The organism is Limnoglobus sp. (assembly GCF_059499385.1).
Genome location: NZ_JCABYM010000143.1, coordinates 144802 through 167141, shown reverse-complemented (window position 1 = coordinate 167141; position 22340 = coordinate 144802). Strand labels below are relative to the sequence as shown.

The 22340-nt window shown below is 68.1% G+C and carries 15 protein-coding genes; 4 read left to right on the top strand and 11 right to left on the bottom strand.

The features are described from left to right. The first annotated feature begins 127 nt into the window (after positions 1-127). Complete coding sequence (locus tag AC5JJ2_RS25075; RefSeq protein WP_495860786.1) at positions 128-4192, top strand: protein kinase domain-containing protein; 4065 nt, start codon at positions 128-130, stop codon at positions 4190-4192. 12 nt (positions 4193-4204) lie between these two features. On the opposite strand, the gene AC5JJ2_RS25070 is transcribed toward AC5JJ2_RS25075, so the two are convergent. From AC5JJ2_RS25070 to AC5JJ2_RS25030, 9 genes are all read right to left on the bottom strand, one after another. After that, complete coding sequence (locus AC5JJ2_RS25070; protein ID WP_495860785.1) at positions 4205-7333, bottom strand: hypothetical protein; 3129 nt, start codon at positions 7331-7333, stop codon at positions 4205-4207. Between the two features lie 2 nt (positions 7334-7335). Next, positions 7336-8301 carry an ABC transporter ATP-binding protein gene (locus AC5JJ2_RS25065; RefSeq protein WP_495860784.1) on the bottom strand — a complete coding sequence of 322 codons (966 nt, stop codon included), beginning with the start codon at positions 8299-8301 and terminating at the stop codon, positions 7336-7338. A gap of 18 nt (positions 8302-8319) precedes the next feature. After that, the gene (locus AC5JJ2_RS25060; RefSeq protein ID WP_495860783.1) at positions 8320-8715 is read right to left on the bottom strand and encodes a GntR family transcriptional regulator; all 396 of its coding nucleotides are present in this window, start codon (positions 8713-8715) and stop codon (positions 8320-8322) included. Between the two features lie 172 nt (positions 8716-8887). Further along, a complete protein-coding gene (locus AC5JJ2_RS25055; RefSeq protein ID WP_495860782.1) occupies positions 8888-10834 on the bottom strand; it encodes a DNA gyrase/topoisomerase IV subunit B in 1947 nt (648 codons plus the stop codon). A gap of 38 nt (positions 10835-10872) precedes the next feature. Next, on the bottom strand, positions 10873-11112 hold the full coding sequence (locus AC5JJ2_RS25050; RefSeq protein WP_495860781.1) for a hypothetical protein: 240 nt from the start codon (positions 11110-11112) through the stop codon (positions 10873-10875). A 9-nt stretch (positions 11113-11121) separates the two neighbouring features. Further along, complete coding sequence (locus tag AC5JJ2_RS25045; RefSeq protein WP_495860780.1) at positions 11122-11460, bottom strand: hypothetical protein; 339 nt, start codon at positions 11458-11460, stop codon at positions 11122-11124. Positions 11461-11547: 87 nt separating this feature from the next. Then, positions 11548-13893, bottom strand: a complete 2346-nt coding sequence (locus AC5JJ2_RS25040) for a DNA gyrase/topoisomerase IV subunit A (RefSeq protein ID WP_495860779.1) — start codon at positions 13891-13893, stop codon at positions 11548-11550. 269 nt (positions 13894-14162) lie between these two features. Next, entirely contained in the window at positions 14163-15065 is a 903-nt protein-coding gene (locus tag AC5JJ2_RS25035; RefSeq protein WP_495860778.1) for a phosphate/phosphite/phosphonate ABC transporter substrate-binding protein, read from the bottom strand. Between the two features lie 25 nt (positions 15066-15090). After that, the gene (locus AC5JJ2_RS25030) at positions 15091-16407 is read right to left on the bottom strand and encodes a TolC family protein (protein WP_495860777.1); all 1317 of its coding nucleotides are present in this window, start codon (positions 16405-16407) and stop codon (positions 15091-15093) included. A 263-nt stretch (positions 16408-16670) separates the two neighbouring features. On the opposite strand from AC5JJ2_RS25030, the gene AC5JJ2_RS25025 reads away from it, so the two are divergent. From AC5JJ2_RS25025 to tnpA, 3 genes are all read left to right on the top strand, one after another. Beyond that, the gene (locus AC5JJ2_RS25025; protein ID WP_495860776.1) at positions 16671-18185 is read left to right on the top strand and encodes a thiamine phosphate synthase; all 1515 of its coding nucleotides are present in this window, start codon (positions 16671-16673) and stop codon (positions 18183-18185) included. 139 nt (positions 18186-18324) lie between these two features. Next, a complete protein-coding gene (locus AC5JJ2_RS25020) occupies positions 18325-19677 on the top strand; it encodes a DUF1501 domain-containing protein (protein WP_495860775.1) in 1353 nt (450 codons plus the stop codon). A gap of 104 nt (positions 19678-19781) precedes the next feature. Beyond that, positions 19782-20234, top strand: a complete 453-nt coding sequence (gene tnpA / locus AC5JJ2_RS25015; protein WP_495860774.1) for an IS200/IS605 family transposase — start codon at positions 19782-19784, stop codon at positions 20232-20234. A gap of 107 nt (positions 20235-20341) precedes the next feature. On the opposite strand, the gene AC5JJ2_RS25010 is transcribed toward tnpA, so the two are convergent. Beyond that, positions 20342-21943, bottom strand: a complete 1602-nt coding sequence (locus AC5JJ2_RS25010; RefSeq protein WP_495860773.1) for a pyridoxal phosphate-dependent decarboxylase family protein — start codon at positions 21941-21943, stop codon at positions 20342-20344. A gap of 10 nt (positions 21944-21953) precedes the next feature. Further along, entirely contained in the window at positions 21954-22337 is a 384-nt protein-coding gene (locus AC5JJ2_RS25005; protein WP_495860772.1) for an aspartyl protease family protein, read from the bottom strand. Positions 22338-22340: the final 3 nt, after the last annotated feature.

Sequence of the window (22340 nt, the reverse complement as noted above, 5' to 3'; positions counted from 1 at the left end):
GCCGGGTAAGCCGGTCGCGCCGCCGCGGACATTTTTCGGGAGTTTCCGTTCGCCGCTTCCATCGACCCTGGAAATCGCGTATTTTCATGTTTAGCACCTCCTCCTCCCGGCCGACCGAGGCCCGTGTATGACCAGCCCGAACAACGGGCCGGGACCGTCCGCCGGTCCCGTCGATGCGCCGTCCGACCAGACGATCGGCTACGAGTCGATCCCGTCCAAGGATGTCGTCGAGAAGCGCGATTCCACGGTCCCCAACACCCCGCCGGAAGCGGCCCTCGGGAACACGCCGCGGAGCGTCTTCGGAACCCGCCCGGCCGGGTCCGGCAGCCGCGTCTCGGTCCCCGGCAACTTCGCCCGCTCGCTCCCCACGGCCGCCGGCGGCAAGGTGCTCGCGGAGTCCCTCGTCGGGCCGTATGAGATTCTCGACGAACTCGGCAAGGGCGGCATGGGCGTCGTCTACAAGGCCCGGCACGTCCACCTGAACCGGGTCGTCGCGCTCAAGATGATCATCGGCGGCAGCCTCGTCCACGAGACGCACCTCGAACGGTTCCGGCTCGAAGCCGAGTCGGTCGCGAAGCTGAACCACCCGAACATCGTGCAGGTGTACGACGTGGGCGAGCACAACGGCGCGCCGTACATCGCGCTCGAACTCGTCGAGGGCGGGAACCTCGCGGCGAAGTGCGAGGGGAAGCCGCAGGCGGTGAAGTTCGCAGCGCAGACGGTCGAGACGCTGGCGCGGGCGGTTCACGTGGCGAACGCGGCCGGGGTGGTCCACCGCGACCTGAAGCCGCAGAACGTGCTGATGACGCTCGACGGGCAGCCGAAGGTCACGGACTTCGGGCTGGCGAAGGACATCGCCCACGCCGGGAGCGGGCAGACGCACGCCGGCAGCATCCTCGGCACGCCGAGCTACATGGCCCCGGAGCAGGCGGCCGGCCGCATCCACGACATCGGCCCGCCGACGGACGTGTACGCCCTCGGGTGCATCCTGTACGAGATGATCGTCGGCCAGCCGCCGTTTCGCGGCGAGTCGCCGATCGCCACGATCCGACTGGTGCTGGACAGCGACGCCGTGCCGCCGCGGGCGTTCCAGCCGCACACGCCCCGCGACCTCGACACGATCTGCCTGAAGGCGCTCCAGAAGCCGCCGCACCGCCGGTACGCGACGGCCGCGGAGTTCGCCGAAGACCTGCGGCGGTTCCTGGACGGCGAGCCGATCAAGGCGCGGCCCATCGGCATCGCCGAGCGGGTGTGGAAGTGGGTAAAGCGGAACCCGGCCCGCGCCACGGCCGTCGTCATCGTCCACGTCTTCGGCCTCATGATGCTCGCCCTCGGCATCTGGTCCTACGTCGAGATCACGAACCGGGCGAAGGACGCGGAGAACGCGCACGCGGCGGCGAAGAAAAATCTGGACGAGAGTACCCGGCGGATGATCCGCCTCAACGTGGCGAACGGCACGCGGCTGCTCGACACGTTCGACTACCTCGGCGCGCCCCTCTGGTTCGCGGAGGCACTGCGGCTGGAGTCGCAGGAACTCGGCGACGAACCGGGCTTCGACGAGCGGGAGCTGATGCACCGCATCCGGCTGCGGGCGGTGTTCGATCACTGCCCGCGGATGAGCCACGTCTGGCTGCACGAGGTCGCCCTGACGGACGCCCGGTATGACTTCACCGGCCGGTACGTCGTCACGGCCAGCGAGGACGGCATCGCCCGCGTCTGGGACACGGCCGACGGCACGCCGATCGGCCCGCCGGTCGAGCACGGGGCGTCCGTCCGGGCGGTCGCGATCGCCCGCGACGGGTCGCTCATCGCCACGGCCGGCGCGGACGGGTTCGTCCGGGTCTGGCAGGCGAAGGAGGCGAAGCTCCTCCACGCGCTCAACAACGGCGCGCCGCTGACGAAGCTCCTCTTCACGTCGGACCAGAAGACGCTCCTGACGGGCTGCGCCGCCGGCCGCGTCCGCGGGTGGGAGTTCGCGGCCGGGCGGGAGAAGTTCCTCGTCAACTTCACCGACCGGGTGACCGACCTACACGTCTCCGAGGACGGGGCGAAGCTCGCCGCGTGCAGTCGGGACGGGACGGCCCGCATCCTGGACGCGAACACCGGGCAGGCGCTGATCGGCCCGCTGAAGCACGCCGCGGCCATCACGACGATCAACTTTACCCCGGACGGCAAGAAGGCCGTCACGAGTTCGCTCGACCGCACCGTCGGCGTGTGGGACACGACGACCGGGCAGCCGACGTTCGCCCCGCTCAAGCACCCGGCCGGCGTGAACGCGGCGGCCGTCAGCGCCGACGGCAAGCGGATCGTTACGGCGTGTGACGACTCGACGGCGAAGGTCTGGGACATCGCGACCGGCCAACCCGTCGGCCGGCCGGTGTCGCACGACGGCCCGGTCATCCTCGCCGCGACCAGCCCGGACAGCCGGTGGGCGGCGACCGTGGCCGAGGACAACACGATCCGCGTCTGGGACATCGCCGGCGGCGACCTCATCACGCCCCCGCTCCGCCACAACGCGCTCGCCACGGCCGTGCGGTTCAGCCCGAACGGGCACGAGGTGCTGGTCGCGGACCAAACCCGCGTCGCCCGCGTCTGGAACCTCATCAGCAACGGCGACCTGTCCGGCACGACGACGACGCACAACCCGCGGGCGGACGCGGCCCCCGGCGGCCGGGACGACATCCAGACCGTCACGAGCGCGAACCGCGCGCTGGCCGTCACGTTCGGCGGCGGGCAGTCGGTCCGCGTCCGGCGGACGAGCGACCACGAGCCGACGACGCCCCCGCTGCGGTCCGCCGCCCCGATTTCCACCGCCGAGTTCTCCCCGGACGGCACGGTCCTCGTCACCGGCGACCTGGACGGCGGCGTGATGGCGTGGAGCACGGCCGACGGCAAGCAACTGTGGGCCACGGCCGCGAAGCACGTCAGCAAGGTGCTCCGCGTCGTGTTCAACCCGGCCGGGACGGCGATCATCACGACCAGCGACGACAACACGGCCCGCATCTGGAAGGCGGAGGACGGGTCGCCGATCGTGCCGCCGGTGCGGATGGGGGCGGGCGTCACGGTCGTCGAGTTCGGGATGGACGGCAAGCTGTTCTACACGGAACTGGCGAACGGCCGCGGCCGGGTGTGGGACGCGAACACCGGGGAGCCGCTCACGCCCCCCTTCCCCGCCCGCGGCGACTGGCGGGACAGCCTGGACAAGGCGAAGTGGTCCGTCGAGGAGATGCTCGCCGGCGGACGGATGCTCTCCGGCCAGCGGCTGAGCGAGTCCGGCGACGTGTTGCCGACGGACGCCGTCAGCCTCCGCGACGACTGGGTGTTGTTGAAGGAGCGCTACCCCATCGTGACGAAGACCTCGCCGGCTGCGCTGCTCGCGTGGCGGGAGCGGCAGGTGAACGCGAGCCTGAAGATCGAGCAGTGGTACGCGGCCGGGTGGCACCTCGACAAGCTGATCGCGACCGTGCCGCAAAGTCCGGGGTTCCGCCGCCAGCGGGCGGCCGTGTCCGCGAAGCTCGGCGACTGGAAGCGGGCGGCCGACGGGGCGCGGGCGGCGATCCTGCTTCAGCCGGCCCACCCGGACGGGTGGTACCAGCGGGGCGTCGCCCTCGGGCAGCTCGGCGACTGGCGGGACGCGGCCGCGCACATGAACAAGGCGATGCAGCTGAAGGCCGACCCCGACTCGGCGTTCGCGCTGCTGCCGAAGGTGCGGCTGGAGGCCGGGGACGCCGACGGCTACCGGAAGGCGTGTCTCGACCTCGTCGCGGAGTTCGGCGACAAGGCCGACCCGCGGCAAGCGCGGGCGATCGCGTGGGCATGCTGCCTGTCGGCCGACAGCGGCGTCGATCCGGCGATCCTGCTGCGGCTCGCGGAGGCCGGGCTGAAGCCGAACCCGTCCGACTCCGCGGCGGTGACGGCGCACGCCGCCGCCCTCCTCCGCGCCGGCCGCGGCGAGGACGCCCTGACGCGGCTGAAGGTTCTATGCGACGATACCGAACCCCGGCCGACGGCGTGGCTGACGCTGGCGGCCGTGCTGGGCCGGTCCGGTAAGGGCGAGGAGGCGAAGGGCTGGCGGGAGAAGGCGATCAAGTGGCTGGCGGAGCAAACGACCGTCGGCAACGGCATCCCCCCATCGTGGGACGCACGGACCGACGTGGAGGTCCTGCTCCGTGAGTCGCTCGGCGTGAAGTGATCGTCGGCCGGTTCACTTCTTGGTCTTCGGCACGACCCGCAACAGGTCGCCTTGTTCCCGCGAACCGTTGTTAAGCCCGCCGTGGCGGCGGCCCTCGTTGTCGATCAGGTCCGGCCCGACGCTCCACACGATCCCGTCCCCGGCTTCGACCTCCTGCCAGATGACGGTCTCCGCTTCCGGCCCGGCCACGTACACGTGCCGGAATCCGGGGGCGGCCCTTCCGGCCGGTGTTACACCCGGTTCCTCCCCGAGCTCTTCGAGCGGGGCCAGCGGCCACTGGACGAGGCCGCCGGCCACGGCCGCGACGGCGTCGAGGTCGATTTCCAACGAATTATCGGGGCCGATCCCCGGCGCGGGACCGAACTGCCGGTCGGTGTGGGCGAACCCGCCGACCGCGCCGCTCAGCCCCGCCCGCTCCTCGGGGCCGACCGGGATTAGAAGGACGACCTCCGGGAACTGCGGGATGTCGTTGACCTTCACGCCCATCTTGATGCGCTCGCCGTCGGAGATGCGGTACCGCAGCGGCTTTCCGTCGCACGGATCGACCGGCACGGCCGGCAGGTAGTGCGGGACCAACTCGTCGAGCGACTTCGCCGCACGCTGTTGCTCGGCCTCGAACAGCTTCAGCGCCGCCTGCGTCACGGCCAGCCGCGTAAGCGTCTCGGACACGAGGTCCGACATGGCGAACTTCGGGATGCCGCCCCGCGTCAGGTGGCGGGCGAACCACCGGTTCATGTACTCGTCGATGCGGACCGCGTTGCCGGGTGCGTTGTTCAGGCCGAGTAACCGCCGGTAGCGTTCCCGCTCCCACGGCACGGCGAGCGAGAAGCTGAACAACTCGGTCTCGACTTCCGCCTTCTGCTTGACGGCCGGCAAGTCGTACCGGCCCCACAGCGAACCGAGCTGGTACTCCAGGGCGCGCGGCCCCCACTGGCTGACTTCGACGAGGACGTTCCTGTCGATCATCCGCTCCGTCAGGAACGCTTGGTACGCGTCGCGCGGGCACGCGGCATCGTGCTTCCGCAACACGGCGAGGAGTTGGCGGACGGCGTCCGGCCGGTTCCCGACGCGGGCGACCCACGCGTCGGCCGCGTCGAAGCACTGCCGCTCCGCGACTAGTCCGTAGTGCCAGATTTGCCGCGGCTGCATCGTACGGGCGTTACGCGTCACCGCGAGGGCGGCGTCCAGGCAGGCCGGGAACTCGTCGTGGTCCCCGGCCAACTGTTTCCACAGCCCGCGGGCCAGCAACACGCCTACGGCCGGGACGACCTCGTCCGCGTCCCGGTACAGGCCCTGGAAGACCGTCAGCCCCCGCGGGTTCTCGATCGGGCCGTGCGGCTTGGCCGCCGCCTCCTTTAGCCCGGCCACGACCCCCTCAAGCCCCGGGTCCGCCAGCCACCCGCCGTAAGCCTTCAGTGCGTCCTCCGGCCACCGGTCCGTCGCGAGGTATTGCAACTGGTCGCGGGTCGGCCGGTCCCCGTCCGTAAGGCGAAGCGCCCGCCCGTCGGGCGACCGCACGTACCCCTCCCGGAACACCAGCCGGAAGCCGCTCGTCACCTGCCGGAACGCCCGGCCGCCGTCGTCGCCGTCCAGTTGCGGGACCGTTTGGGCGAACGCCAGGTCGTCGTCGATCTCGGCGACGACCGGGACCTCGTGGAACCGGTAGAACAGGCCGTAGGCCACCCACGCGACGCAGGCCGCGCCGACGACGGCCAGCGTGCCGAGCGGCCGGAGGGTGGCGAGCCGGTCGGCGGACCACGGCCGGAGCAGCAGCCGGGTGGCGAGCAGCACGAGCAGCGGCACGGGCCAGAGCTGCCAGTGGTGGACGCCGCCGGTGAGCAGCGACGGCAACCACAACGACGCGACCGGGGCCGCGGCCAACAACCCGACGCCGACGGCGACGATGGTTTTGCGGAACAGCAGCCCGGCGAGGTGGCCGAACGCGAACCCGTACAGTGGCCAGACGAGTAGGTAATAAACCAACGCCGATTGCTCTTCGCCCAGTACCCCGGACCGCAACGCGCCGGGGACCAGCGGGACGCGGTGATCGCTCACCAGTTGCCGGACGAGGCTTGGGGCGAAGATCAAAAGCGCCCAACCGAGGGTTTGGGCGAAGCTCGTCGCCACCTTCATCATCCAGAGGCGGCCGAGCGGCAAGCGGCGCTCGCCCCAGAACCGGAACGTGTCCTTCCGCTGCTCGTCCGCCCACGCCAGCACGCCGCCGAGGACGCCGGCCAGCGCCGTCGCCAGCGGCCAGACGAGCATCAGGTGAACGTCCTCGTGCAGCCCGACCACGCCGGTGAGCAGCGCGAGGCCGACGCCGACGAGGGCGGCGACCACCCACTGCCGGTTCGTCAGCCACAGGAGCGCCCGCAGGCTGCCGAGGAGGCCGGGGCTGTTGATCCGCCGCACGAGCGCCCGCGGGGCCGACACGTCCCGACGGACGGCCTGCCGCGCCCGGTCCGGGGCGGTGAAGATCAGTCCGGCGAGCAGGAGCGGCAGGAGGGCGACCGCGTACATCGCCAGCAGCGCCGGCAGTTCGAGCCAGATGCCGGAAACCAGTTGCTGCCGAACGCGGAAGATTTGCCGGAGCAGCACGGCCGCGACGGCGAACGTCGGCGTGCCCATGATTACGGCGCAGACCAGCCCGACGGCGCACGCGCCGAGCGTGGACTCCGTGATGGTCGAGCCGAACGTCCCCCACCCGAACGCGACGAAGACGAGGACGAGGCCCCACATCAGCCAGACGGTGAGCGACGTGCTGCCGAGCGCGCCGATGAACGTGCCCATCGCGAGGAGCGTTACGCCCGCCGCGGTCGCCATCACCACGCCGGCCGCGAGCTTCGCCCACCAGACCTTCAGCCGGGTCGCGGGCAATTGCTCCAACACGCCGAGCGTCTCGTTCTCCTTCTCGCCGGCGAACAGCGTCCCGCCGATGACGACGCCGGCCGCAACCGCCAGCGACAGCACGGCCAGCCGCCCGGCGTTCGTGTACGCGCGGAAGTCGGCGACGCCGGCGTCCAGGCCGGTCGTGGACCCGAGCACGGCCGCGGCCGCAATGACACCGGACCCCAGCACGAGCAGCGCGATCAGGATCGCCGCCTGCTCGCGGACTTCCTTCCAGAGCATCGCGCGGAACATGGTCACACCCCCTCGCGGGAGAGTTGATTCTCCAACTCGTGCTCGGTCCGCTGCCGGACCGGGGCGGGCGTCCGCCGGTCGTCCGGCTTGGCCATGAGTGCGGCGTACACGTCCTCCAGGTTGACGGCCGTTTCCTCGAAGTCGGAGACGAGGGGGTTGTCGCGGAGCATCGCCATCCCGTCCGCGTCCGGTTCTTGCACGAGGTGCTGCACGTACTTGCCGATGCGCTGCGTTTGCAGCACCTTGCCGACGGTCGAGAGGTCGAGCGACACGCCGGCGGCGCGGAACGAGATGCGGCGGAACTGCGACCGCAGGTCGTCGAGCGTCGCGGACAGGATGACGCGGCCGTCCTGCACGAACGCGGCGTGCGACGTGAACCGCTCCAACTCCGCGATCGAGTGGCTGGAAATGAGGATCGTCCGCCCCTCGGCCGCGAGTTCGACGAGGCTCGCGAGGAACTCGCGGCGGGTCAACAGGTCTAGGCCGGAGGTCGGTTCGTCGAGAAGTAAAATCTGTGGGTCGGCGGCGAGGGCGAGGGCCAAGCCGACGCGGGCGTACCCGCCCTTCGAGAGTTCCTTCAGCTTCTTCGTCCGGTCGAGGGCGAGCTTGCCCACCCACTGCTCGTAGTGTTCGAGGAACCCCTTGCGGTGGAACGCGGCCGTGAACCAGCCGACGTTCGCGACCGTCATCCAGTCGTAGAACCGCGGCTTCTCCGGCACGTACCCGACGCGGTGGCGGAGGTCGTAGGCCCGGCTCCAGCAGTCGAACCCGAGCATCTCCGCCCGCCCGCCGTTCGGCGACACGAGGCCGGCGAGAACCTTCATCGTCGTGGACTTCCCGGCCCCGTTGTCGCCGAGCAGGGCGAACACCGACCCCTTCGGAACCTTCAGCGACAGCCCGTTGACGGCGGGCTTGCCCTTGTACCGGACCACGAGCCGCTCAATCGAAATCGCCGCCTCGCTAGACATGCGTTCCTCCGGCTACGATTACTTCCCGTTCCGAGACGTGTGGAGCTTCGGCCACTCGGCCGCGACCATTTGGCAGACGTCGTCCGCGTCCAGCCCGGCCGATGCCGCCTCGCGGAGGGCGTCCCGGAGCCGCGCCAGCACGACCGCCTTCCGCCGCTCGCGGCAGAGCTTAGGGCCGTCGGCGGTGACCTCCATGCCGAGGCCGCGTTTCGCCGCGATCACGCCGAGCCGTTCGAGCTCCTGGTACGCGCGGGCGACGGTGTTCGGGTTGACCACGAGTTCGGCCGACAGGTCCCGCACGCTCGGCAGCATCTCGCCGGGCGGTAGGTCGCCGCTCGCGACGGCGAACACCGCCTGCGTGACGATTTGCTCGTAGATCGGGACCGGCGAGTCGGACCGCACGCGGATCGTCATGCCGCCCTCGGCGTGTCGGTGTATCGGTTGACTAGAACAGTAACCCGACCTGGCGGGACTGTCAACGAAAAAACCGCGACTCAGGGGTCGCGGTTTAGGCGAACGGCACGGCGTGAGCGTGCCGGTTGATTTATACATGCAGCACCGGCACGCTCACGCCGTGCCGCTCGCCTTAGACGTCCAGCTCCTCGGCCGTGGCGAGGTCGGCCTTCTGCTTGATGAACTCGTACCGCGGCTCCGCGTCCTTCCCGAGCAGGTCCTTGAACGTGTTGTGGGCCTCCAGGTTCTCGCTGATCTCGACCTTCAAGAGCTTGCGGAACTTCGGGTCGAGCGTCGTCTGTGCCAGCACCCGGAACGGCATCTCGCCGAGGCCCTTGAACCGCGTGATGTCGTACTTCGCGTTCGCCCGCAGCCCGGCGAGGATTTCTTCCTTGTGCTCGTCGTCCTTCGCCCAGTGCGTCTCCTTGCCCACGTCGATCCGGTACAGCGGCGGCTGGGCGATGAAGACGTGCCCCTTGCGGATCAGCTCCGGGGCGTGGCGGAAGAAGAAGTCGAGCAGCAGCGTGGCGATGTGGCAGCCGTCCGCGTCGGCGTCCATGAGCAGGATGATCTTGCCGTACCGCAGGCCGTCGTAGTGGAACTTGTCCCCGGCCCCCGTGCCGATGGCGTTCACGAGGTCCGCGAGTTCCTGGTTCTGCAACACCTTGCCGGTCGTCAGCTCCTCGCCGTTGAGAATCTTCCCGCGGAGCGGCAGCACGGCCTGCGTCTTGTTGTTCCGCCCCTGCTTCGCGCTGCCGCCGGCGGAGTCGCCCTCGACGATGAACAACTCGCTCTCGTCCAGGTCCGTGGACTTGCAGTCGGCGAGCTTGCCGGGGAGCGTACCCCGCCGCGTGCCGGGCGTCTTCCGCTTGACCTCCTTCGCCGCCTCGCGGGACGCCTCCCGCGCCTGGGCGGCCAGAAAGATGCGGTAGACGATCTCGTCCGCCGCGGACTTGTTGTTGTTCAGCCACGCTTCGAGGGCCGGCCGCACGAAGCCGTCCACTTGCGATTCGAGTTCCGCGTTGTTGAGCTTCTCCTTCGTCTGCCCCTGGAACTGCGGCTCCTGCACGAACACGGAGACGATCGCGACGACGCCCTCGCGGATGTCCTCGGCCGTGATCTTCACACTCTTGACCGTCTTCTTCGCCTCGTCGTGCGTCTCGATGTAGTTGTTGATCGCCTTGCGGACGGCCGCCTTCAGCCCGTTCTCGTGCGTCCCGCCGGCGGCCGTGCGGATGCCGTTGACGTAGGACCGGAACGTCTCGTCGGTCGATTGCGTCCACTGCAGCGCGACCTCCATCCGCTCGCCGTTGTTCCGGGCGGCGTGGAACGCCGTCGGCGTCACCGGCGGCTTCTGCGCGTCGGCCACGAGCTTCGCCAGGAACGCCGGCAGCCCGGCCGGGTTCTTCAGCTCGACTGACTCGCCGGTGATTTCGTTCTTGAACGTGACGGTCAATCCGCTGTGGATGTACGTCATGTCCTCCAGCCGCTGCCGGATCACGTCCGCGTCGAAGTGCGTGTTGCGGAAGATCGCGTCGTCCGGCTGGAAGTGGATGATCGTGCCGTGCCCGCGGAACGGGCCGACCTTTTCGAGCTTCGATTGCGGGATGCCCTTCGCGTACTTCTGCTGGTACTCGAACCCGTCGCGGCGGACGGTGGCGACGAGCTTCTTCGACAGCGCGTTCACGACCGACGCGCCGACGCCGTGCAGGCCGCCGGAGTAGAAGTAGTTCGAGTCCTTGTTCCCGAACTTCCCGCCGGCGTGCAGCTTCGTCAGCACCAGTTCGAGGCCGCTAATCTTGAACTTCGGGTGGTTGTCCACCGGGATGCCGCGGCCGTTGTCCTGGACGGTGATGCTGTCGCCGCCCTTGTGGAGCGTGACGGCGATGTGGTCGGCGTAGCCGTTGATGTACTCGTCCACGCAGTTGTCGACGATTTCCCAGACGAGGTGGTGGAGGCCTTTCGCGTCGGTGCTGCCGATGTACATCGACGGCCGCACGCGGACCGGCTCCAGCCCTTCGAGGACCTGGATGTCCTCGGAGGCGGTGTACTTCGTGCGAGGGATCGGGAGTGCGCTCATGTCTGCTCGGTCTAGGTGAGTCGTGATGAAGGGTGCCGTTACTGCTCGTAATACTTCGAGGCGATGGCACCGGTCGTCGCGTCAATGACGTAGTGCGGGCCGCCGCTCTGCGCGTCGGCGTCCTTGAAATCGAAGTCGATGTGCCACCCGTCCGGTTCGAGCCGAATCGCGATGGCGTACAGGTGGAGGTCGCGGTAGACCTTGTTCGCGTCGGCGCAGGCGACCTGAAGGGCCTGCCCACTAGAAACGGCTGGCTGTGCGAGCTGTTGCGTCGTCATTCCATCCCCTCACGCTGGAAATCCGGGATTCCCGCCGAGGCCGCCGCGGCGACTGTCGGGACCGGAATGGTACACCCCGTCGTCGGCGCGGATCAAGTCGGGTACGCCGTGCCGGGCGTCAACGACCCGGTCGCTCCGGCTCGGACCGGGCAGCCATCCCTCGCTCGTCGGGTTCGGGTGCGTGTGGAACTTCCCGACCACGACCGCGTTTGCCAAGACCGGCGGCGAAGAAAGGTCGATGGCGGCTTGAATCCCCGGTGCGGCCCGTTCGATCAGGATGTCGCCGGTAAGGAGGTTCAAATAAATCCACCCCCCTTCCTCGTGTCGCTGGATTGCGTCATCCGGCATCGAGTCAAGCCATGCCTGATCTAGTGCCGCCCGGACAACCGGGTGTGCTTCAAGGTCGGCGGCCGTAGGCGTCGTCTGATTCATGGCTCACTCGAACAGCGTTCCGTTGCCCTTATTCTTGGCGGGCTTGCCCTCGATCTCGTCCCAGTTCACGACCTCGATCGCCGGCGGGACGACGCGGGTGTGCGTCAGCCGCTTCACGACCTCGTCCCCCTTGCCCCCGCGGGCGACCAGCCGCCGGGCCTCGCGGCCGTATTGGGCCTCCTTGCCGTTCGACTGCTCGACCACGATCTTGTCGAACCGGCTGCCGCCGATCAGCACGCCGCCGATGCAAGTGTCGTCGTCGCCCAGCTTGATGCCGATGACGCCCCGGCCCGCGCCGGACAAGACGTTCACCTCGTCCAGCTTGAAGTGGATCACGTACCCCTGGCGGGAAGCGAGCATCACGCTCTCCTCGGACGCGACCAGCTGCGCCATCACGACCTTGTCGCCGTCGTCGAGCTTCACGTACCGCCGGCCGACCTTCGTGGACTCCGGCCGGAACGCCGCGAGCGGGATGCGCAACACATTCCCGGCGGACGTGGCGACGAGCATGTATGGCCCGTCTTTGCCGTCGGCCGGCGTGAACCGCGGGTCGGTCGTGACGGCGTTCACGATCCGCACGCCGTCGGCCAGTTTGAAGAACTTCGCGATCGGGTCGCCGTAGCCGCTGCTCGCGGGAACCTCGTTGATCCGCATCGTGTACGCCGTGCCGTCGTCGGCGAAGAAGACGGCGTGGTCGAGCGTGCTGCCGGGGGCGACGGCGACGACGGAATCGCCTTCCCGGACGCGGGTACTCTCGACGGACGCGAGCTTGCCGACCCGCTTGATCCACCCGTCGCGGGTGAGGACGACGTTCGTGTTCTCCTTCACGATGTACGCCTGCTCGTCGAACTCCAGCACGTCGTCCTCGCTGGCCATCCGCGTCTTCCGCCGCTCCGGGAACTCCTCGGCCAGCTTCTCCATCTCGGCCTTGATGACCGTCCACAGCCGCCGCTTCGACGCGAGGATCGCCTCGATCTCTTCGGCCCGCTTCCGCTTCTCGCGCAGCTCTTCGAGAATCTTGTTGATCTCCAGCTTCGCGATCTTGTAGAGCTGCACGTCGAGGACGGCGTTCGCCTGGTCGTCGTCCAGGGCGAACTCGGCCTTCAGTTTGTCGGCCGCGTCCGCCTTGCCGTTCGACTCGCGGATCAGCTTGATCGCCCGGTCGAGGGCGTTGAAGATGATCCGGAAGCCTTCGAGGATGTGGATGCGCGCCCGCAACTTCCGCAGTTCAAACTCGAACCGCCGCTTCACCGTGTCGAGACGGAAGTCGAGGAAGTGTTGCAGGATCGCCTTGAGGCTCAGCCCGTCCTGCGGCACGAGCGTCTTGCCGTCCTCGCTCGGCACGAGGGCGGTCATGTTGTACGCGAAGTTCTTCTGCAAATCCGTGTGCTTGTACAGGTACGCCATCACGAGCGCGGGGTCGGCTTCGCCCTTCAGTTCCAGCACGATCCGCATGCCGTCCTTGTCGTTCGTCTCGTTCGAGACGCTGAGCAACTGCGGCAGCTTCTTCTCGTCGATCAGCCCGCCGATCAGGTTCTCGAGTGCCCCCTTGTCCACGCCGTAGGGGATCGACGTGACGACGATCTGCGACCGCCGGGCGACCTCTTCGAGCTTCCACTCGGCCTGCACCTTGATGCTGCCGGTGCCGTCCTCGTAAATCTTGCGGAGCGTCGTCCGGTCCGTGACGATCTTGCCGCCGAGCGGGAAGTCCGGCCCCTTCACCTTGTCGAGCAACTGCGCGACGCTCGCGTCGGGGTTCTCGATCAGGAACACGCACGCTTTCAAAACTTCGGCAAGGTTATGCGGCGGGATGTTCGTCGCCATGCCGACGGCGATGCCGGCCGTGCCGTTGACGAGCAGGTTCGGGAACTGGGCCGGGAGCATCACCGGCTCCCGCTTGTTGCCGGCGTAGTTGTCGCGGAAGTCCACCGTCTCCTGGTCGATCTCGTTGAGCAGGTACGCGGCCGACCGGCTGAGCTTTGCCTCGGTGTACCGGTACGCCGCGGGCGGGTCGCCATCGACGGAGCCGAAGTTCCCCTCGCCGTGGACGAGCGGGACCCGCATGACCCAGTCCTGGGACATCCGCACGAGGGCGTCGTAGATCGCGCCGTCGCCGTGCGGGTGGTAGTTGCCCATCACGTCCCCGACAATCTTCGCCGACTTCGCGGCCTTGCGGTCGAACGTGAGGTTCGCGTCGTTGAACATGGAGAACAGGATGCGCCGCTGGACCGGCTTCAACCCGTCCCGCACGTCCGGCAGCGCCCGGCCGGTGACGACGGACATCGCGTACCGGAGGAACCGCGACCGCACCTCGCCGGCGATCGACACCGTCTCAATCGTCTCCGCCATCGGGTCGCCTCGATTTGTTCAAATGTTCAAAGACTTTATCATGCGGGTTGCGGACGATTCCAGGTTAGTTGCGGTGACCGCGACGACCACTCTTGACTTCCGAAGTCCGGCTTCGACTTCGGAAGTCGATCCCGCGCGGCGGCTTTCGCGGTTACGGCAAACGCTCTCGTCCCGTTCGACTTCCGAAGTCGAAGCCGGACTTCGGAAGTCAGGTAAAAAAAACACACCCCCGCGGTGCGGGGGTGGCGCGGGTCCAACTCCTCGACAGTCTACTCCTTCTGACTCGTCTCGGTCGCCGGCGGCACGTTCGGCACCGGGTATTGTTGCAGACACTTCTCCAGCTGCGCGTCATAGTCCTTCGGGACGTTCTCGAAGCCCTGCATGTTCCACATCATCATGAGCGGCTTGTACTGGGCCGTCTTGTGCGCCACCGACAGGCCGTCCCGCAGCTTCGTGATCGCCTCGTCCTTCATCGCCCCCTTGCGGGTGAGGATCAGCACCGGCGGGAAGTGGTCCGACTGGGCCAGCACCTTGACCCGCTTCGACGCCCCCGGCTGCAACACCTTGTACGCGGCCAGCGACGCGGCATCGACGAGGGCGGCCGGGGCCTCGCCGTTGGCCACGAGGTTCAGCGCCTCCTCCGGCGTCAGGCCCGGTTTGGCGAGCGTCCGCGCCGCCGTCTTCGGGACGCCCGCCCGCAGCTTCTCCAGGTAAATCATGCAGTGGGCCTTCGTCCCGCGGGGGATCAGGACGCTCTCGCCGTCCAGTTCCGCGATCCCCGCCGCCTTGCAGTCCTCGTGGACGACGACCATCGCCTGCACGATCCCGCCGTTGGGCAGTGCGACGGACACCGGCACGAGGTCGGGGTTCTTCGCCTTGATCCAGGCGTACTCGAACCCGTGCATGACGCCGAGTTCGATCTTCTGTTCCTTGAACCGCTTCACCATCGCCAGCGAGTCGGGGCAGAGTTCCACGTCGTAGCTCAGGCCGGTTTGCTTCTCCATGAGCGACCGGAACGGGCGGGCCAGGGCCTGCACGATGGCCGGCTGTACGTCCCGGAACATGCTCTGGACCATGCCGATTTGCAAGGGGCCGTCCGCCCCCGACGACGTGCCGGCGAAGAGAAGGCAACCCAACGCCGCGAGTGCCGCGGCCCTGAACCGTTGTTCCACAGCCCACCTCCCGAGGAACGGTCAATCACTTCTGGGGAAAGTCCGGTTTGACGCCGCCGGTCGTCACCCGCTCCAGGGTGGCGAGGGCCTTGAGGTTCTCGAACACGGCCTCCAGGTACTCGGCCTGGGACTTCGCCGCGAGCGCCTCGTTCAAAATCAATTGGTCGTACTTGCGAATGTTCGGGGCCGTCGTGCGGGACAGCTCGACCATCTTTTGACTGCTCTCGAACCGGCCCTTCGCCAGCTTGAACCGATCGACCGACGCCTCCCAGTTCAGGTAGGCGTTCGTGGCCTCCAGCTCGACGAGGTTCCGGGTCTTCTCGAGGACCGTCTCTTGCCGGTTGCTGAACTCGGTCGCGCGGGCGACGCGGTCCTCCCGCGTGCCGACGAGGGCGACGGGCATCTCCGGGGCCAGCGCGCCGGGCCGGTACTCGCCGTTCCGCAGCGGGGCCGGGACCATCCGGCTGTGCAGGTCGCTGCCGCTCGCCAGGGTGGGAACCTTCTGGCGGCGCTTGATCGCGTTCTGGGCACAAACCTCCAGACGGAACGCATCCACCCCGGCCGCGGCGAGCGACAGTTCCGGCCGCCGGGACATGGCGAACCCGGTGACCTGGTCCTGCGTCACCTCGCCGCCCATGAGCGGCATCTCCGCGTCCTTCGGGACGAACGAGAACGACTGCTCCACCCCCATCGCCTCCTTCAGGGCCGCGAGCGCGAGCTTCTGCCCGGTGCGGGCCGTGATCCGCGGCCGCTTCACCTCGGCGATGGCGTCCTCCATCCGGTACAGGGAGAACTGGTTCAGGTCCGGCTGCGCACCCTGTTTCACCAGTTCCGCGGCGATGTCGTAGAAGACTTCCATCTGGTCGATGATGTCGGTGGCCGTCTGTTCCTGCTGGCGGGCGTAGACGAACGTGTAGTAGAGCCGGGTCACGTCGTAGACCGTCTCGTACTGGACCTTCAATAGGTCGGCCTGGCCGGTGGTCAGCCCGCGGGCCGCCTGTTGCTGGCGGAACTTCAAATCGGGCGTGAGCAGCTTCGCGAGCGTGCCGAGGTTGCCGAGCGACCGGTTGCCGATCTCCGTGGCCTTCAGGCTGGCGGCGGACGCCCGAATGTTCGGCTGGCGCTCCAGGGCTATGGCGATGCAGTCCTGCAAATTCAAGGTCGTTTCGGACGTGACGGCCGGGCCTTGCTTCTCCTTCGACTTCCTGATGTCTTCCTTCTTCGCGACCACTTTCTGAGGGGCGGCCTTCTCCTGGCCGGACGTGGCGGCCGCCGTGCCGACCGCGAGGCAGGCGGCGGCGCTGAGCCGACAGAGCCAACGGGAACGTCGGGCGGTCATCATGACGCCGTCTCCACGGGCCACCGGCGGCCGTGCCGGATGGCGGAGGGTGTTCGCGGAAAGTGTGCAGGCTCTCTATCATCGTCCGGCGGCGGTTGCGTCTCGAACGCGGCTTGCGCGGGAAACCGGACTCGGCGGAAGAAATCCGTCGGTCGTGCCGGTTGAACGGGCGGGGGGCGGGAAGCCGGGTCGTCCGGGTAAGTTTTCCGGCGGACCCTGGGCAAGTAGGATGAACGGCGGGAAGTGTTCCGACTGGGTAACGCGGCATGAGTCACGAGATCAGTCCGGGCGTGGAGCGGGCGGCGACCGGCGCGTCGGCGTGGGCCGAGCGGCTGGGTTCGCCAAAGGTCCGGCTGTCCGACTGGCTGCTCGCGCTGCTCGACGAGGAGGAGGGGCGGCCATTCGAGTTGCTGGTCCGCCTCGGCGTGGACGTGCCGCGACTTCAGCAGAACTTGAAAGAGCGAACCACTGGCGGTGCGGCCCCGGCCGCGACGGACCTGCACGTCGCGGCCCGGCGGCACTCCGTCCGGCTCCGCGGCGACCCGGCGCTGACGACCGACCTCGTGATGTTCGCCGTGATGGCCCACGAGGACGCCTTTCGCGCGACGTTAGAGCGGGCCGGCGTGAGTGTCGCGAAGGTCGAGGCGGCGCTGCGAAGCGACCTGATCGAGGGGCCTGGCGAAGCCTCGCCCGCGTCGCCGGTGGAGTTCGCGGCCGCGAACCCGACGGAGCAGACGGACGCGGCCCGCATCCTGGACGTGAACCTGAACCGCGCCCGCGAATCGCTGCGGGTGCTCGACGACTTCGCCCGGTTCTCGCTGAACGACCGCCTTTTGACGGAAGAGTTGAAGAAACTGCGTCACCGGCTTGCCGAAGCGACGGACTTGCTGCCGGGTGGGTTGCTGCTGAAGTCGCGGGACACGCCCGGCGACGTGGGCACGACCGTCACGGCCGGCCGCGAGTACGAGCGGGCGTCGCCGCGGCAGGTGGCGGCCGTCAACTTCAAGCGGTTGCAGGAATCGCTCCGCAGCCTCGAGGAGTATGGCAAACTCGACGACAGCCGGTTCGCCCGCGAGGTCGAGCAGGTCCGGTACGCCGCGTACACGCTGGAACGCGCGGCCCTCGGCACGGACGCACGCGACCGGTTGGCGGCCGCACGGGTGTACGTGCTTCTGACCGGTTCGCAGTGCGTGAACACACTCGACTGGACCATCGCGGAGGCGGCGGCGGGCGGGGCGTCCGTCTTCCAGCTTCGCGAGAAGGAGTTGCCGGACCGCGAACTGATCGAGCGGGCGCGGCAGGTCCGCGGCTGGACGCGGAAGGCGAACGCCCTGTACATCGTGAACGACCGGCCCGACATCGCGCGGCTTGCTGAAGCCGACGGGGTGCATCTCGGCCAGGACGATTTGACCGTCGCGGACGCGCGGCGGATCGTCGGGCCGGACGCGCTCGTCGGCGTCAGCACGCACGATCTCGAACAGGTGCGGCGGGCCGTGCTCGACGGGGCCGACTACCTCGGCGTCGGCCCGACGTTCCCCAGCAGCACAAAGGCGTTCGACCAACTCGCAGGGCTGGCGTTCGTGCGGGAAGCCTTCGCCGCGACCTCGCTCCCGGCGTTTGCACTCGGCGGCATTTCGCCGGAAACGATCAGCCAAGCCGTCTCCGCAGGCGCAACCCGCGTGGCCGTGAGTGCATGTGTCGCGACGGTGGACGAGCCGCGGCCGGTTGTCGAACGCCTCGTCGCGGCGTTTGAGTCATCCGAACCACCTACAGCACCGTAAATCCTGGTAGAATAGGCTTGTTGTGATTTCGCTTGCTCCAGCATCAAGCCGACGCTAAAGTGTGGGTGAGAAAAGAGTTGACAAGCACGACGGTCGATCATCCCACCCCACTCCTCCCTCTTCTTTCGGAGGCTGCCCGATGTTGACGTTCCTCGGCGGAACCAGCCGCATGTGCGACGGCGTCCCGCGCCGGTCGTTCCTTAAGGTCGGCGCACTTTCTTTCGGGGCCGCGTCCCTCACGCTGGCGGACGTGTACCGGGCCGAGGCCGCGAACAAGGCCCAGAGCGTTAGCACGCACCAGCACAAGGCGATCATCAACGTCTTCCTCGGCGGCGGCCCGCCGCACCAGGACACGTTCGACCTGAAGCTCGACGCGCCGAGCGAAATCCGCGGCGAGATGAAGCCGATCAAGACGAACGTGCCGGGCATCGACGTCTGCGAAGTCTTCCCGAAGATGGCGACGATGATGGACAAGTTCTCCATCGTCCGCTCCATCGTCGGGGCGACCGGCGGGCACGACGCGTACCAATGCACGACCGGGTTCCGCAACGAGTCGCTGTCCGCCCTCGGCGGGCGGCCGAGCATCGGGTCGGTGCTGGCGAAGCTGCACGGGCCGGTCGATCCGTCCGTGCCGCCGTTCGTCGGCCTCGCCGAGCGGACGCAGCACGTCGAGTGGAGCGACGCCGGCAAGGTCGGGTTCCTCGGCAGCACGTTCGGCCCGTTCCGGCCGAACGGCCCGGACATCGCCAACATGAAGATGAACGGCACGAACGCCGTCCACATGGCCGACCGCAAGCAACTGCTCGCCGGGTTCGATAGCCTGAAGCGAGACCTGGACGCGAACGGCAGCCTGCTCGGCATGGACGCCCACACCGAGCGGGCGATGAACGTGCTGACCTCTAGCCGGCTGATCGAGGCGCTGGACGTGTCGAAGGAGGACCCGAAGGTTCGGGACCGGTACGGCGACGGCAAGCCGTACAAGTTCCAGTACGACGGCGCGCCGACGGTGAACGAGCACCTGCTCGTCGCCCGCCGGCTGGTGCAGGCCGGGGCGCGGTGCGTGACGCTCAGCTACGGCCGGTGGGACAGCCACGGCAAGAACTTCGACCTCGTCCGCGACCACGGGGCCAAGCTCGACCAGTGCCTGTCGGCGCTGGTGTGGGACCTGGACCGGCTGGACATGCTCGATGACGTGACGGTGATCGCGTGGGGCGAGTTCGGCCGCACGCCGCGGATCAACAAGGAGGCGGGCCGCGACCACTGGCCGCAGGTGAGCTGTGCCGTCGTCGCCGGCGGCGGGCTGAAGGGCGGGCAGGTCGTCGGCTCGACGAACCGCCTCGGCGAGTACGCGAAGGACCGCCCGGTGACGTTCGGCGACATGTTCGCGACGCTGTACCACTCGCTCGGCCTGACGCCGGAGACGGCCGTGCTGGACCCGACGGGCCGGCCGCAGCACGTGGCCGACGGGGAGCGGATTCGGGAGCTGATTTAGCCGCGGAGCGGCGGCAGTCGTTAGCCAGGGGTGGAGCGAAGCGCAACCCCTGGAACGCGACGCAACCACCCAAGCCCCGTAGGGGCGGCAGATCAGGGCCAAACATGCCCCAGACGTTCACGTCTTTGCACTACCACATCGTCTTCAGCACCAAGCATCGCGAACCGACCATCACACCGGAACTGCAACCGCGGCTGTACGACTACGTTGGTGGGTTGTTCCGTGCCGAAGGCGGGCAACTGCTGTCAGCTGGTGGGATGCCGGATCACGTCCACCTGCTCGTGCGGTTGAACCAACAGCACGCCCTCGCCGACGTGATGCGGGTGGTGAAGGCAGGTTCCTCCGGCTGGGTTCATGACACGTTCTCGGACCGGCGGGGTTTTGCGTGGCAGGCCGGGTACGGGGCATTCACCGTCGGCCTGACGACGATGGGGCGAGTCAAGCAGTACATCGCTAATCAGGCCAAACACCACCGAACGATGTCGTTTCAAGACGAATTCCGGTCGTTCTTGAATAAACACGCTATTGAATACGACGAACGGTATCTCTGGGATTGAACCGCGTTCTGCCGCCCCTCCGGGGCTTGTGCATGACACTCGGCTTCCAGGGGTTTCACCCCTGGCTAACGACTGCCGCCGCTCCGCGGCTGAAAACTGGTGATCGCTTACGCCACTTCCTCGATGCTCTCCACGAGGCGGTCGATGACCGCCTCGTCCGTTTTCGGGTTGAAGAACACCGCCTTCCACGCCGGGACGTTCACCCCGCCGGGCCGGTAGCCGACCTCCGTGGTGAAGCTCAGCCGCGCGTCGCGGGCCGGGTCGAGCGTGCGGTCCCGCTTGTTGTACAGCCGCCGGATTTCCGTCAGGTAGCGGTGCGTCTCCTCCGGCGACAGCTCGCCCGCCTCCATCCGGTCGTAGATCGCCCGCGCGTCGCGGCCCCGCGGCAGCACCCACCAGACGACGCTCGCCCCGCACGTCTCGGCGTTCAACACCTTGCAAAACTCCAGCTTCTCCAGCCGCCGCTTCAAGATGTCCGCCAGTTCCAGCGACCGGGCCATGAGCATCTGCCAGCCGAGCAGCCCGATGCCGTCGAGGGACGCCATCACGGTGTACGGCCCGAGGCCCGGCCGGGACGTTTCGAGCGTGAACAGGGCCGGGTCGCGGCGGCTGTCCGCCTCCGGGAAGTACGGCGTGTCGTCCTTGCTCCGGGCGAGGTACTTCAGGTCCGCCCGCCGGTTCACGATGAACGCGCTCGACGGGTAGTGCCCGCGGCCGGTCTTGTGGAAGTCGATCGTCACGCTGTCCGCCACCCGCAGCCCGCGGCACATCTGCTGCACCTTCGCGACGACCGGCTTCAACTCCGGCGTCAGCTTCAGCACGTTCTTGTCCAGGTCGTACTCGTTGAGGAAGCAGAGGCCCCACCCGACGGCCGCGTCCGCGTGGAGTTGCGGGACGGGGACGCCGTACTTCCCGGCCTTCTCGTGGATGACGGTGTGGATGCCGACGAGGTCGTCGATGCCGAAGGCGTCCGTCGTGCCGAACGTGCCGATCACGAACGCGACCTTCACCTTCTTCGCGTACAGTTCGTCAAGCTTCGCCGCGAGCAGGTCGAGCCGCATCGACAGCGATTTATCCGTGGGAATCTCGTGCAGGTTCTCCGTGCCGAGGCCGAGCCACCCGGCGACGGTCGCGGCGCAGTAGTGGGCCGCCTCCGAGACGATGCCGGCGACCGTCTCGCCGCGGAGGCCCTTCCGCATCGCCCCCGGCACGACCTTCTCGATGCCGATCTTCGCGGCATACATGTTGGAGATCGTGCCGCCGATGGTGAACACGCCCCACGGGTCGTCGGTGTGGTAGAACACGAGGTTCGCCAGGGCCGTGATCGCCTTCACCTCTAGCTCGTTGGACCGCTGGCTGTAGCTGTCCGTGCAGAGGTTCGGGTTCTTGAGCAGGCACGCGATCGCGCCGATCAGCGAGGCGTAGTTCGCCGGGCCGCGGACGTTCTCGAGGTGCAGCGGCGACGACCAGCCGTCGGTCCCCCAGAAGTACGGGAACACGGCGTCGCGGGCGTCCTTGAGGTTGCCGGGCAGGACGTGGATTTCGGGGTTGGCCTGGGCGGTGTCGTAGTTCTGCGACAGGTAGTGGCCCGGCGGCAACGACTCCTCCGCCCGCATGGCGTCGAGCAACTCGGAGAATATCTGTGTGACCTCTCGGGGGTCGCAGTCGAAGAACGTGCGGACGAACGCGTCGTAGCGGGTGCGGTCCATGGGAGAGGTTTCACGCTTTCGGTAGGACTTCAAACTCGCCGCGGTTGGTGAAGAAGCAAACGTCGAACTCGGCGAAGAAGTTGACCTGGCCCAAGAGGAGCGGAATGGCGTCCGTGTTCGCCCAGGCGAACGCGAGTTTCACGGGCGGGAACGGCCCGATCACGGCCTCGACGATCAACCCCTTCGCCGGGACCGAGGCCAAGTTCCCGGCGAGCCGGATGGCCGTCGTCAGCCGGTTCCAGTCCGCCCCGAGTTGCGTTCCGAGCGACAACGGCATCACGTTAATAGTCGCCCCGGTGTCCAACAGTCCCTCGGCTGCGATCGTGTTCGTCAGCGTTAGTTGCAACGGAAGGATCGGTGCGAGGCTCGTCGCCCCGGCCGCCGCGTTCCGCATGAC